Genomic DNA, 12,525 nt, shown 5'->3' on the forward strand with positions numbered 1-12,525 from the left:
GCCGGGGCTCAGGGGCGCTTGGGTGCCTCGGCGCTCCAGAGCACCGGCCAGTCTTCGTAGCCCAGGCCGCTGCAGGTGGGCATGCGCCGATAATCGGTGAGCTGGAAGGCCTGGCCATCGAAGTGCCAACTGGCCATTTCACCGCAGTCGCCTATCCCGCGGCCCATGAGGAAACTGCTGAGCTCGCCGGTCTCGGGGTAATAGTTGAGGCCCCCGGCATGGTCGACGCTGCCGGCCGGCAACGCCTGCATCTGCAGGGGCTGCAGCGCATAGGGCGCCGTGCGCGAGCGGCTGCTGATATCGAACAGGCAGATGTAGGCACCGCAATCGGAGAACTCGAAGACCAGCGCCCGCTGCGCGGTCAGCGGATAGACCTCGATCCTCGGTGGCATGACGTAGCCGTCGGCGTCTTCGGTCTTTGCCGGCGGCAAGGTTTTGCGCACCGCCGCCAGCAGCCCGGTGCGCTCTCGGGCGCCGAGGGGCTTCACCCCGGGATAGGGGCGCAATGCCGCGGCCGGCTGCAACCCGGGCACCGCGCTGGCCGGCTGTTCGCCGGGCGCGGCCAGGGCGCTGACCGTGCCCTGGCGCTGCTGCACCTGGTCCACCTGTTGCAGCAAGTCCGGCAACCCCTTGAGCAGCACCTGGGCCGGCTCCTCTCCCGGCAGTTCCAGCACCTGCCCGGCCCGCAGCCGCGCCAGCCATTGCCGGGCCAGGGGCTGGTCATCAACCCGGTAGTACTGTTGTTCACGGGTGCTGTCGGGGGCTTCCACTTCCTGGACCAGCGCCGCCAGCAAGCCGGGCTCCAGCGGCTGGCCATCCAGGCGCAATGCACCGAGTTCCAATGGTGCGCCCTGGTGCTCCAGTTGCAGTTGCAACAGGCCTTCGGGGCCGGCCTGGCTGCGGATTTTCAGGGTCAGGTGGTTGACCCGCTCGGCAAAATCGATGTTCGGCGCGTAGAGCAGTTGGCAGTCGCGGCGGTTGTCGCACGCGCCGATCCAGCCCTCCTGTTGCAACCACAGCGGCGTCAGCTCCGGCAGCTCCCGGGCCAGGCACGGCAAGGCGCCAAGCACCAGCAGGGGCAACACAACGGTACGCAGCATGACGACGCTCCTTGTCGGGCAAAGGCGCGGATTCTGCCACGCCCGCCAGGCGGCGAATACCGCCAGGGTCAGTTGTCTGGGGGCGGCTCCATGGCATCAGCCCTGCCCCAGCGATCAGGCACCCGGCGCATTTGCGCCAGGGACAGGCGCCTGCCCCTGGCGCAAGCGGTATTCCCCCGGCGCGGTCTTGGCGTAACGCTGGAAAAACCGGCTGAAATAGGCCGGATCCTTGAAGCCCAGCTGGTAGCAGATTTCGTTGATCGAGCTGCCGGTGAACAGCAGCAGGCGCTTGGACTCCTGCATCACCCGTTCATGCACCAGGCGCTTGGACGGCAGGTCGGCGATGCGCCGGCAGACATCATTGAGGCGCGCCTCGGTCACTCCCAGGCTGCTGGCGTAGCGGCCCAGGGGCCAGTGCTCCAGGTAGCGGGCCTCGATCAGCTCGTTGAAGCGGTGGAAGATCTGCAGGTCTTCATGGCGTGCCGGGCGCGCCGTCAGGGAGTTGGCCGACAACCGCAGCAGGCTGATCATCAGCAGCCGGGTCAGGGCTTCCAGCGCCGGCTCGCGCCCCGGGCCCTGCCCGGCAATCTCCCGCTGCAATTCATGGAACAGGCCCTCCAGGCGTCGTACTTCGCCGGCGAACTGCGGCCCCAGGCGCGCCAGGGCCACGCACACCGGCGGCACCTGGGGCGCCGGGGCCAGTGCCGGGTCGGCGCCGATCAACTCCCACACCAGTTGCTGGCGCACGGTCAGCACATGGCCTTCGCTGTCGGCCTCGGTGACGAAGGCGTGGGGAATGGTCGGCGGGGTCAGGAAGAACATCGGCCCCGACTCCAGATACTGCTGATCGTCGAGGTAGACCCGCACCGCGCCGCTCTGCACGTAATGCACCTGGAAGAAACGGTCGTGGCGATGCACCGGCATGTTGCGACCGAAGAAGCCGGCCAGGTTGCTGAGCTTGTCGTAGTGCACCTGGGCATCGGCGTAACGCTGGTCGTAGACCTGGCCGATGTTGATGTTGGGAATCGGTTGGCGTGGGTTCATGGCGCCCTTCTGTTTTTATTTTGATCCACGCGGACCCTGCGCATCCTGCGTGATTCGCGGCTTGCCCGCCACTGCGGGATGGAAGCGGGCAGTCCATCGCTTGACGATCGTTAACATATTAAATATAACGTTAACACATTAACGAAATCGACCCGCCAGCGGCAAGCCGCTACGGGTACGGACACCAGGAGAGCCCGATGAGCCGTGCACTGAACGATCACGCCGGCGGCACCCTGTTCGGCGTTGCGCTGAACTACCAGGGGCTGCTGCAGAGCCATCTGCAGAGCTTCACCCAGCCGCCCTACCAGAAGCCGCCGGTGAAGCCGGTGCTGTTCATCAAGACCCCCAACACCCGCAACAGCCATGAGGCGCCGGTGGTGTTTCCCCAGGGTGTGGAGCGCCTGCAGCCCGGCCCGGCCCTGGGCGTGGTGATCGGCAAGCGCGCCAGCCGGGTGCGCCTGGAAGACGCCCTGGAACACGTGGCCGGCTACACCATCGTCAACGAATTCAGCCTGCCGGAAGACAGCTACTACCGCCCCGCGGTCAAGGCCAAGTGCCGGGACGGCTTCTGCGCCCTGGGCCCGGAACTGGTACCGGCCGCCGAGGTGGCCGACCCCCATGCCCTGAGCCTGGAGCTGTGGGTCAACGGCGAGCGGGTGCAGCACAACAGCACCGCCAACCTGGTGCGCAGCATTCCCCAGCTGATTGCCGAGATCAGCGAGTTCATGACCCTGCACCCCGGTGACGTGCTGATCACCGGCACTCCGGAAGGCCGGGTCGATGTACGCCCCGGCGATCGGGTCGAAGTGCAGATCAGCGGCCTGGGCCGCCTCGCCAACACCATCGTGGCCGAATAAGGAACCGACATGAAACATGCACGCATTCGTTATCAGGGCCAGGTCCACCAGGCCCTGGTCACCGGCCCCAACACCCTGCAACTGGAAGACGGCCGGGTCCTGGCCGAAGACCAGGTGCAGTGGCTGCCGCCGGCCACCGGGACCATGTTCGCCCTGGGCCTGAACTATGCCGACCACGCCGCCGAGCTGGCCTTCAAGCCGCCCACCGAACCGCTGGTGTTCATCAAGTCTCCCGGCACCTACACCGGCCACAAACAGGTGACCTGGCGCCCGGACAACGTCGCCTACATGCACTACGAGTGCGAGCTGGTGGCGGTGATCGGCAAGACCGCGCGCAACGTCAAGCGCGAGGATGCCCTGGACTACCTGGCCGGCTACACCCTGTGCAACGACTATGCGATCCGCGACTATCTGGAGAACTACTACCGGCCCAACCTGCGGGTGAAGAACCGCGATGCCACCACCCCGGTAGGCCCGTGGATCATCGACGCGGCGCAGGTACCCGAACCCAACAACCTGACCCTGCGCACCTGGGTCAACGGCGAGTTGCGCCAGCAAGGCAGCACCGCCGACATGATCTTCGACATCCCCTACCTGATCGAATACCTGTCCGGCTTCATGACCCTGCAACCGGGGGACATGATCGCCACCGGCACCCCCGAAGGCCTGTCCGACGTGGTGCCCGGCGATGAGGTGGTGGTGGAAATCGAAGGCATCGGCCGGCTGGTCAACCGCATCGTCAGCGAAAGCGAATTCTTCACCCATCACGCCCACCCGGAGCCCACTGCCGTGGCCAAGGAGCACGCATAAATGATCAAGCACTGGATCAACGGCCGCGAAGTCGAAAGCCGCGAAGTGTTCACCAACTACAACCCCGCGACCGGTGAAGCCATTGGCGAGGTGGCCAGCGGCGGCGCCGAGGAAATCGCCCAGGCGGTAGCGGCGGCCAAGGACGCCTTTCCGAAATGGGCCAATACCCCGGCATCGGTGCGCGCCCGGCTGATGCGCCGCCTGGGTGCGCTGATCGAAGAGAACGTGCCGCACCTGGCGGAGCTGGAAACCCTGGACACCGGCCTGCCGATCCACCAGACCCGCAACGTGCTGATTCCCCGGGCCTCCCACAACTTCGATTTCTTCGCCGAGGTCTGCACCCGCATGGATGGCCACAGCTATCCGGTGGACGACCAGATGCTCAACTACACCCTGTACCAGCCGGTGGGCGTCTGCGCCTTGGTGTCGCCATGGAACGTGCCGTTCATGACCGCCACCTGGAAGACCGCGCCCTGCCTGGCCCTGGGCAACACCGCGGTGCTGAAAATGAGCGAACTGTCGCCACTGACCGCCAATGAGCTGGGCCGGCTGGCGGTGGAAGCCGGGATTCCCGCCGGGGTGCTGAACATCGTCCAGGGCTACGGCGCCACCGCCGGTGATGCCCTGGTGCGCCACCCGGACGTGCGGGCGATTTCCTTCACCGGCGGCACCGCCACCGGCAAGAAGATCATGCAGACCGCGGGCCTGAAGAAGTACTCCATGGAACTGGGCGGCAAGTCGCCGGTGCTGATCTTCGAGGACGCCGACCTGGAACGGGCCCTGGACGCCGCGCTGTTCACCATCTTTTCCCTGAACGGCGAGCGCTGCACCGCCGGCAGCCGGATCTTCATCCAGGAAAGCGTCTACCCGCAGTTCGTCAAGGAGTTCGCCGCCCGGGCCAGGCGCCTGATCGTCGGTGACCCGCAGGACCCCAAGACCCAGGTCGGCTCGATGATCACCCAGGCCCACTACGACAAGGTCACCGGCTATATCCGCATCGGCCTGGAAGAAGGCGCGACCCTGCTGGCCGGCGGCCTGGAACGACCGGCCAACCTGCCGGCGCACCTGGCCCGCGGGCAGTTCATCCAGCCCACGGTGTTCGCCGACGTGGACAACCAGATGCGCATCGCCCAGGAAGAGATCTTCGGCCCGGTGGTGTGCCTGATCCCGTTCAAGGACGAGGCCCAGGCCCTGCAACTGGCCAACGACACCGAGTACGGCCTGGCCTCCTACATCTGGACCCAGGACATCGGCAAGGCCCATCGCCTGGCCCGTGGCATCGAGGCCGGCATGGTGTTCATCAACAGCCAGAACGTGCGCGACCTGCGTCAGCCCTTCGGCGGCATCAAGGGATCGGGCACCGGTCGCGAAGGCGGCGAATACAGCTTCGAGGTCTTTGCCGAGATCAAGAACGTCTGCCTCTCCATGGGCAGCCACCACATACCGCGCTGGGGCGTGTAAGGTTCAGAACCGTCCCGGATCACCCCAACAAGAAGATGTTTCAGGAGAAGCACCATGGGCGAAGTCGTCATGGCCGCCAAGGTCTGCCACGTACCATCGATGTACCTGTCCGAACTGCCGGGCAAACACCACGGCTGCCGTGAGGCGGCCATTGCCGGGCACAAGGAGATCGCCCGCCGGGCCCGGGAGCTGGGGGCCGACACCGCGGTGGTGTTCGATGTGCACTGGCTGGTCAACAGCGGGTACCACATCAACTGCGGCGAGGCGTTCAACGGCACCTACACCAGCAACGAGCTGCCGCACTTCATCAAGAACATGACCTACGACTACCAGGGCAGCACGGAGCTGGGTGAGCTGATCGCCGCCGAGGCCAATGCCGCCGACGTGCGCACCCTGGCCCACAACATTCCCAGTCTGGAACTGGAGTACGGCACCCTGGTGCCCATGCGCTACATGCACATGGACGTGCCCGCTGCCGAGCACTTGAAGGTGGTGTCCATCGCCGCCTGGTGCGCCTGGCACCGCCTCGAAGACAGCTTCACCTTTGGCGCCGCGGTGCGCCGGGCCATCGAGAAGAGCGATCGCAAGGTCCTGGTGCTGGCGTCGGGTTCCCTCTCCCACCGTTTCTCCAACGACCGCGAGGCCGAGGCCAACATCCACAACTGGACCCGGGAGTTCGACAAGCAGGTGGACCAGCGGGTGGTGGAGCTGTGGCAGCAGGGCCGCTTCCGCGAGTTCTGCGCCATGCTCCCGGACTACGCCAGCAGCTGTCATGGCGAGGGCGGAATGCACGATACGGCCATGCTCCTGGGGCTGTTGGGCGGGCCTGAATACAACCGCCCAGCGGAGATCGTCACTCCGCTGTTCGGCAGCTCCGGCACCGGCCAGATCAACGCCATCTTCCCTGTCTAGGCCCAGCTGCCACCCTGACTCGCAAGCGGCCGGGTTCCCGCCGGCCACTTGCGAAGGAGTTCCCCATGCCGCATTTCATCACTGAATACACCGACAACATCGAACAGGCCGCCGACCTGCCGGGGCTGTTCGAAAAGGTCCATGACTACCTGGGCGCCACTGGCGTGTTCCCCCTGGGCGGCATTCGCAGCCGCGGGGTGCGCCTGGACACCTGGCGCATGGCCGACGGCAAGCACGACTACGCCTTCGTCCACATGCGCCTGCAAGTGGGAGCCGGCCGCGACCTGGCCACACGACGCCAGGTCGCCGAGGGCCTGTTCGAGATCATCAAGGCGCACTTCGCCGAGCTTCAGGGCCAGCGCCTCTTGGCCCTGTCGTTCGAAATGAGCGAGCTGGATGCCGAGCTGAACTTCAAGCACAACAACGTGCACGAGTTCCTGCGCGGACAAGCCTGAGGGTAGCCGCCGGTAGGAACCGGCTCGCCAGCGAAGCGGCCCTCAGGCCTTGTGCCAGCCCCGGATCCGCCTTCGCCGGCAAGCCGGCTCCTGCAGGCCGGCCACCCACACAAGAACAATAACGAGATCATTGCCATGCCCCACTCAACCCTTGCCACGGCGCCGGTCGCCGAGGTCGATGACTGCTATCGCAAGATCACCTGGCGGCTGATGCCGCTGTTGTTCGTCTGCTACATCTTTGCTCACCTGGACCGCATCAACATCGGTTTCGCCAAGCTGCAGATGACCCAGGACCTGGGCTTCAGCGACAGCGTCTACGGCCTGGGTGCCGGGCTGTTCTTCGTCGCCTACGCGCTGTTCGGGGTGCCCAGCAACCTGGCCCTGGACCGGGTCGGCCCACGGCGCTGGATCGCCTTCCTGATGCTGGTCTGGGGCCTGCTGTCCAGCGCCCTGATGCTGGTGGACAGCGCCTGGGGCTTCTATGTTTTGCGCTTTCTGCTGGGGGTCGCCGAGGCGGGCTTCTTCCCCGGCATCCTGGTGCTGCTCAACCGCTGGTTCCCGGCCAGCCGCCGCGGCCAGGTCACCGCCCTGTTCGCCATCGCCGTGCCCATGGCCGGAGTCATTGGCGGCCCCCTCTCCGGGTGGATCCTGGAGAGCTTCCACGACTTCGGCGGCCTGCGCGGCTGGCAGTGGATGTTCCTCATCGAAGGCCTGCCGGTGGTGCTGCTGGGCCTGGTGGTGCTCAAGGCCCTGCCGGAAAGCATCGAACAGGTGGGCTGGCTGACCCCGGCGCAGAAGACCTGGCTGCTGCAGGCCCTGCAACAGGAAGAACAGCACAAGTCCATCACCCGTTTCAGCGGCATCCTCAGGGACCGCCACGTCTGGTTGCTGGTGTGCATCTACTTCGCGGTGATGCTGGCGGTGAACACCATCGCCTTCTGGATGCCGACCCTGATCCACCACGCCGGCATCGCCCGGGACAGCAATGTCGGCCTGCTCAGTGCCCTGCCCTACCTGGCAGGCTGCCTGTTCATGCTCGGCGTCGGCCGCTCCTCGGACCGCCTGCGCGAACGCCGCTGGCACCTGGGGGTGCCGCTGCTGATGTCCAGCCTGGGGCTGATCCTCACCGGGCTGGCCCCGGACAACCCCTGGCTGGTGATGTTCGGCCTGCTGGTGGCGGGCATGGGCGCCAGCGCCGCCTTGCCGATGTTCTGGCAACTGCCGCCGGCCTTTCTCGCCAGCAGCACCCAGGCCGCGGGTATCGCCCTGATCAGTTCCTTCGGCAGCGTCGCCGCGTTCCTTGCCCCTTACCTGATCGGCGTGGTGCGCGACGCCACCCAAAGCGCCAGCCTGGCCCTCTACGCCCTGGCCCTGCTGATTGCCTGCGGCGCCTGGCTGGTGCTCCAGGTGCCGGCTCATATCGTCAACCCTCGGGAGAAATAACCATGCTCAGCCCCTCGGATATCCAGGAAGCCGCCGCGCGCCTCAACGCCGCCGAGCGCAGCCGTGAACAGATCGGCCAGCTGTCCCTGCAATACCCCGCTATCAGCATCGAAGATGCCTACGCCATCCAGCGCAGCTGGGTGGAACAGAAAATCCGCGACGGGCGCAAGCTGGTGGGCCACAAGATTGGCCTGACCTCACGGGCCATGCAGGTTTCCTCGAACATCACCGAGCCGGATTTCGGCGCCCTGCTGGACGACATGCTGTTCGACGAAGGCAGCGACATTCCCTTCCAGCACTTCATCGTGCCCCGGGTCGAGGTGGAACTGGCGTTCATCCTCGGCAAGCCGCTCAAGGGGCCCCACTGCACCCTGTTCGATGTGCTGGACGCCACCGACTGGGTGATCCCGGCGCTGGAGATCATCGATGCGCGCATCCAGCAGGTGGACCCGCAGACCCAGGCCACCCGCAAGGTCTTCGACACCATCTCGGACAATGCCGCCAACGCCGGGGTGGTGATGGGTGGCCGCGCCGTGCGTCCAGGGGACGTGGACTTGCGCAAGGTGCCGGCGGTGCTCTACCGCAATGGCGTGATCGAGGAGTCCGGGGTCTCTGCCGCGGTGCTCAACCACCCGGCCAAGGGCGTGGCCTGGCTGGCCAACAAGCTCGCGGCCTACGACGTCGGCCTGGAGGCCGGGCAGATCATTCTTGGCGGCTCCTTCACTCGGCCGGTGGCGGCGCGGCCCGGGGATGTATTCCACGTGGACTACGATCAGTTGGGCAGCATTGCCTGCCGTTTCGTCTGAGGAGAAGCACATGCACATGCCGCAGAACCTGTTCAAGCAACGCCTGCAACACAGCGAGCCACAGATCGGGCTGTGGCTGGGCCTGGCGGACGGCTACTGTGCCGAGCTGGCGGCCAACGCCGGTTTTGACTGGCTGCTGCTGGACGGCGAACACGCGCCCAACGATCTGCGCAGCCTGCTGGCGCAGTTGCAGGCCATTGCCCCTTACCCAGCCCAAGGCATTATCCGCCCGCCCATTGGCGATACCGCGCTGATCAAGCAATTGCTGGACATCGGCGCCCAGACCCTGTTGATCCCCATGGTGGAAAGCGCCGAGCAGGCACGCCAGCTGGTGCGCGCCATGCGCTATCCGCCACTGGGGGTTCGTGGCGTAGGCAGCGCCCTGGCCCGGGCGTCGCGCTGGAACAGCATCGCCGGCTACCTGGAACAGGCGGACGAGCAGATGTGCCTGCTGGTGCAGATCGAGAACCTCGAAGGCCTGCGCAACCTGGATGAGATTCTCGCGGTGGACGGGGTCGACGGGGTGTTTATCGGCCCGGCGGATCTGTCGGCGGCCATGGGCCAGCGCGGCAACCCCGGGCACCCGGACGTGGTGGCCGCGATTGAAGACGCCATCGTGCGGATTCGTCGGGCGGGCAAGGCCGCAGGGATTCTCAGTGCCGATCAGCGACTGGCGCGGCGTTGCATCGAGTTGGGGGCAAATTTTGTCGCGGTGGGCGTGGATACCACCGTCCTGATGAAGGGCCTGCAGAGCCTGGCCGGCCAGTACAAAACCCTGGACGCCCCCACCAGCGAGGGTGGGGTTTACTGACGGGCGATTGCCGTAGGAGCCGGCTTGTAGTGGTCCAGCTTTTTTGGACCACTCTGTAGGAGCATTAGGCCGCCAGCCTTTCAAAAGCAGCGGGCGGCAGATCGTTTGAGGCGCTGTGGCAACGCCGATGGTTGTAATGGGCAATGAAATCCATCACATCCTTCTGCGCCTCGAAATGATTCTGGTAGCCATTTTCAGGCGACCAGTCGTGTTTCAGTGTCCGGAAATAACGCTCCACCACCGCGTTGTCCCAGCAGTTTGCGCGTCGACTCATGCTCTGCACGATCTGCTTCTCAGCCAGGTATTCGACAAAGCGATCCGCGGTGTATTGGCAGCCCTGGTCCGAGTGGAATACCAGCGCTGAACCAGGTCGACGTATGCCAACAGCCAGCCGCAACGCCTTGAGCGACAGCTCGGCATCGGCGGTCCTGGAAAAGGCCCAGCCGACGATCCGACGTGAAAACAGATCCATCACGATTGCCAGGTACAGCCAGCTTCCACCGACGCGAATATAAGTGATGTCTCCGGCCCAAAACGTATTGGGCGATGCAGGATTAAAGCGACGATCAAGGACATTGGCTGCGGTATTGCTGGGCTTTCCGGTCCGACGATAGTGAGCGTAACGGGCTCGTCGTCTGACCAGACCAAGGTTTTTCATCAGACGGCCCATACGATGGCGTCCAACCACGACGCCCTGCTTTTTAAGCTCCCTGGCAAATCCCCGGGCGCCCAGGGCACCTCGATGCTCCCGGTGCAACTGCCGAATGGTCTTTTCCAGTTGCCGCTCGACCCCAGGCTCAGACCGGGCCAAGTGCTTGGCGTAATAGCTGCTGCGAGGCACGCCCAGAAGTCGGCAGCAGTGCCGAATGGAGAGCTGTCCTTTCAAACCCTCGATCATTTGATTCGGCTGAACAGCACCTTCAGATGAGAGGGCAATTGCTTTTTTAGGACGCTATTCTCGGCTTCCAGCAGGGCGAGCCTGGCCTGCAGTGAGTCAATCAGTTCCTGGTCCTGAGGGCGTGTGGGCAGCAAGGCTCCTTCATGCTCCTTGCGCCATCTGGCGACCCAGCGTCGCAGGGCTGTAGGCCCAACCCCGGTTTGCTCACACGCCTTAGGCACCGAGTAATTCATTTCCACGACCAGGCGAATAGCTTCAGCCTTTTCTTCAGCGCTAACAACCCGAAATCCCATGATGCTTCCTTAGGTTGAAACTCCTACAGAGTGGTTCAGGAATATTGAGCCACAACAGCTTGCCGGCGAAAGCGTTCTTGCGCGCGGCAAGGCTTGAGGACCTCTTCGCTGGCAAGCCAGCTCCTACACAGGGGGGCAAGGTTCATGCGGCTTCTCTGTAGGAGCCGGCTTGCCGGCGAAAGCATTCTTGCGGGTGGTGCAAGGCTTAGCGGACTCTTCGCTGGCAAGCCAGCTCCTACACAGGGGCAGCAGGCGCCGGCGAGGATTGAACGGCCAGGCGCCAGACGCGGGCGATGTCGGCGGCGCGTTCGCGCAGCAGGCGCGGGGCTTCGCGGCAGGCCTGTTCCAGGCTCATGGGCCCGGAGGTCAGAGCGAAGGCCGCGTCCACGCCGTGGGCGTACATCTGCTGGTAACCCTCGCCCAGGGTGCCGGCAATGACAATCACCGGAACCCCCTGCTCCCGGGCAATGCGCGCCACGCCAAAGGGGGTCTTGCCGCGCAAGGTCTGGGCGTCGAAGCGACCTTCACCGGTAATCACCAGATCAGCGCCCTGCACCGCCTGTTCCAGGCCCACCAGTTCCGCCACCACTTCCACCCCGGGACGAAATTGCGCGCCGAGAAACGCCTTGGCGGCAAACCCCAGGCCACCGGCCGCGCCGCTGCCGGGTTCATCACGCACATCCTTGGGCAGTACCTGGGCGCACAGGTCGGCAAAGTGTCCCAGGGCCTGGTCCAGTTGCTGCACCTGCTGCGCCGAGGCGCCTTTCTGCGGGCCGAAGATGGCTGAAGCGCCGTGCTCGCCGCACAGCGGGTTGTTGACGTCGGCGGCGATGTCGAAGCGCACCTGGGCCAGGCGCGGGTCCATGGCATCCAGCTCGATATGGTCGAGGTCGGCCAGGGCCAGGCCGCCGCGAGGCAGTATCCGGCCCTGGCGGTCCAGCAGCTTGACCCCCAGCGCCTGCAGGGCCCCCGCGCCGCCGTCGTTGGTGGCGCTGCCGCCGATGGCCAGGATGATGCGCCGGGCACCGGCCTCCAGAGCGGCCTGGATCAGCTCCCCGGTGCCGAAGGTGCTGCTGTTGCACGCATCGCGCTGCTCCAGCGCCAGCAGTTGCAGGCCACTGGCCTCGGCCATTTCGATGATTGCCGTGTGGCTCTGAGGCAGCCAGCCCCAGCGCGCCTCCACGATCGCTCCCAGCGGCCCCTGGACCCGGTTGCTGCGCAGTTGCCCGTCACAGGCGGCGAGAATCGATTCCACCGTCCCTTCGCCACCGTCGGCCATGGGGCATTGGCACAGCTCGGCGTCGGGCCACACATCCGCCAGCCCCTGGGCAATGGCCTGGGCCACACCCTCGGCACTCAGGCTGTCCTTGAACGAGTCGGGGGCGATGATGATCTTCATGGGTTTTCTCCGGTTCTTGTGCCGCCATGCTGCCATCTGGCGCAGGCGCTGACCCCGGGCCACTGCACAAGTCCGAGGGCGCTTTATTGTTCATTGCTACAACCGCGCAACCTCGCCTAGCGTTGAAACCGCTGCCGCAGGCTGCGAACGGGCGCGTAGCGCTCGCGAAGGTCTTGGAAGCGATACAGGTTTAGCTGGAGATTGCCAGGCAAGGCCCTGCGGGCCTTTGCGCAGCC

General features: G+C 65.4%; 13 protein-coding genes. 8 read left to right on the top strand and 5 right to left on the bottom strand.

The window, feature by feature from the left end; all coding sequences use genetic code 11:
* Nucleotides 1–8: 8 nt before the first annotated feature.
* Both KI242_RS17600 and hpaA read right to left on the bottom strand, forming a co-directional pair.
* Nucleotides 9–1,100, bottom strand: coding sequence for a DUF1176 domain-containing protein (locus KI242_RS17600; RefSeq protein WP_174395180.1), 1,092 nt, complete (start codon nt 1,098–1,100; stop codon nt 9–11).
* Between the two features lie 114 nt (nt 1,101–1,214).
* Nucleotides 1,215–2,144, bottom strand: coding sequence for a 4-hydroxyphenylacetate catabolism regulatory protein HpaA (gene hpaA, locus KI242_RS17605; RefSeq protein WP_174395181.1), 930 nt, complete (start codon nt 2,142–2,144; stop codon nt 1,215–1,217).
* Nucleotides 2,145–2,341: 197 nt separating this feature from the next.
* On the opposite strand from hpaA, the gene KI242_RS17610 reads away from it, so the two are divergent.
* The 8 genes from KI242_RS17610 (at nt 2,342) to hpaI (ending at nt 9,699) form a co-directional block, all read left to right on the top strand.
* A complete protein-coding gene (locus KI242_RS17610) occupies nt 2,342–3,001 on the top strand; it encodes a fumarylacetoacetate hydrolase family protein (protein ID WP_053158921.1) in 660 nt (219 codons plus the stop codon).
* Nucleotides 3,002–3,010: 9 nt separating this feature from the next.
* Nucleotides 3,011–3,811 (top strand): fumarylacetoacetate hydrolase family protein, encoded by an 801-nt coding sequence (locus KI242_RS17615; protein WP_019095470.1) that lies wholly within the window; start codon nt 3,011–3,013, stop codon nt 3,809–3,811.
* On the top strand, nt 3,812–5,272 hold the full coding sequence (gene hpaE / locus KI242_RS17620; protein WP_011061654.1) for a 5-carboxymethyl-2-hydroxymuconate semialdehyde dehydrogenase: 1,461 nt from the start codon (nt 3,812–3,814) through the stop codon (nt 5,270–5,272).
* Between the two features lie 54 nt (nt 5,273–5,326).
* The gene (gene hpaD / locus KI242_RS17625) at nt 5,327–6,184 is read left to right on the top strand and encodes a 3,4-dihydroxyphenylacetate 2,3-dioxygenase (RefSeq protein WP_212805393.1); all 858 of its coding nucleotides are present in this window, start codon (nt 5,327–5,329) and stop codon (nt 6,182–6,184) included.
* A gap of 65 nt (nt 6,185–6,249) precedes the next feature.
* Nucleotides 6,250–6,639 (top strand): 5-carboxymethyl-2-hydroxymuconate Delta-isomerase, encoded by a 390-nt coding sequence (locus KI242_RS17630; protein ID WP_210458581.1) that lies wholly within the window; start codon nt 6,250–6,252, stop codon nt 6,637–6,639.
* Between the two features lie 135 nt (nt 6,640–6,774).
* The gene (locus KI242_RS17635) at nt 6,775–8,082 is read left to right on the top strand and encodes an MFS transporter (RefSeq protein ID WP_011061657.1); all 1,308 of its coding nucleotides are present in this window, start codon (nt 6,775–6,777) and stop codon (nt 8,080–8,082) included.
* Between the two features lie 2 nt (nt 8,083–8,084).
* Nucleotides 8,085–8,888, top strand: a complete 804-nt coding sequence (gene hpaH / locus KI242_RS17640) for a 2-oxo-hept-4-ene-1,7-dioate hydratase (RefSeq protein ID WP_077934238.1) — start codon at nt 8,085–8,087, stop codon at nt 8,886–8,888.
* Between the two features lie 10 nt (nt 8,889–8,898).
* A complete protein-coding gene (gene hpaI / locus KI242_RS17645) occupies nt 8,899–9,699 on the top strand; it encodes a 4-hydroxy-2-oxoheptanedioate aldolase (protein WP_077934239.1) in 801 nt (266 codons plus the stop codon).
* Between the two features lie 64 nt (nt 9,700–9,763).
* Here hpaI and KI242_RS17650 read toward each other — a convergent pair whose 3' ends face one another.
* The 3 genes from KI242_RS17650 to KI242_RS17660 all read right to left on the bottom strand — a co-directional run bounded on the left by KI242_RS17650 (nt 9,764) and on the right by KI242_RS17660 (nt 12,289).
* The gene (locus KI242_RS17650) at nt 9,764–10,597 is read right to left on the bottom strand and encodes an IS3 family transposase (protein ID WP_169894174.1); all 834 of its coding nucleotides are present in this window, start codon (nt 10,595–10,597) and stop codon (nt 9,764–9,766) included.
* The gene (locus tag KI242_RS17655; protein WP_092308884.1) at nt 10,594–10,890 is read right to left on the bottom strand and encodes a transposase; all 297 of its coding nucleotides are present in this window, start codon (nt 10,888–10,890) and stop codon (nt 10,594–10,596) included. Before KI242_RS17655 ends, KI242_RS17650 begins: the two co-directional genes overlap by 4 nt.
* A 235-nt stretch (nt 10,891–11,125) precedes the next feature.
* On the bottom strand, nt 11,126–12,289 hold the full coding sequence (locus tag KI242_RS17660) for a glycerate kinase (protein WP_212805394.1): 1,164 nt from the start codon (nt 12,287–12,289) through the stop codon (nt 11,126–11,128).
* Nucleotides 12,290–12,525 lie beyond the last annotated feature (236 nt).

The sequence above is a fragment of the Pseudomonas sp. Eqa60 genome (genome assembly GCF_018326405.1).
Lineage (GTDB): Bacteria > Pseudomonadota > Gammaproteobacteria > Pseudomonadales > Pseudomonadaceae > Aquipseudomonas > Aquipseudomonas protegens.

Coding starts and splice junctions, on each gene's coding strand:
- hpaE (WP_011061654.1), top strand. CDS start 3,812: ATGATCAAGCACTGGATCAACGGCCGCGAAGTCGAAAGCCGCGAAGTG.
- hpaI (WP_077934239.1), top strand. CDS start 8,899: ATGCACATGCCGCAGAACCTGTTCAAGCAACGCCTGCAACACAGCGAG.
- KI242_RS17610 (WP_053158921.1), top strand. CDS start 2,342: ATGAGCCGTGCACTGAACGATCACGCCGGCGGCACCCTGTTCGGCGTT.
- KI242_RS17655 (WP_092308884.1), bottom strand. CDS start 10,890: ATGGGATTTCGGGTTGTTAGCGCTGAAGAAAAGGCTGAAGCTATTCGC.
- KI242_RS17615 (WP_019095470.1), top strand. CDS start 3,011: ATGAAACATGCACGCATTCGTTATCAGGGCCAGGTCCACCAGGCCCTG.
- hpaD (WP_212805393.1), top strand. CDS start 5,327: ATGGGCGAAGTCGTCATGGCCGCCAAGGTCTGCCACGTACCATCGATG.
- hpaA (WP_174395181.1), bottom strand. CDS start 2,144: ATGAACCCACGCCAACCGATTCCCAACATCAACATCGGCCAGGTCTAC.
- KI242_RS17660 (WP_212805394.1), bottom strand. CDS start 12,289: ATGAAGATCATCATCGCCCCCGACTCGTTCAAGGACAGCCTGAGTGCC.
- KI242_RS17630 (WP_210458581.1), top strand. CDS start 6,250: ATGCCGCATTTCATCACTGAATACACCGACAACATCGAACAGGCCGCC.
- hpaH (WP_077934238.1), top strand. CDS start 8,085: ATGCTCAGCCCCTCGGATATCCAGGAAGCCGCCGCGCGCCTCAACGCC.
- KI242_RS17650 (WP_169894174.1), bottom strand. CDS start 10,597: ATGATCGAGGGTTTGAAAGGACAGCTCTCCATTCGGCACTGCTGCCGA.
- KI242_RS17600 (WP_174395180.1), bottom strand. CDS start 1,100: ATGCTGCGTACCGTTGTGTTGCCCCTGCTGGTGCTTGGCGCCTTGCCG.
- KI242_RS17635 (WP_011061657.1), top strand. CDS start 6,775: ATGCCCCACTCAACCCTTGCCACGGCGCCGGTCGCCGAGGTCGATGAC.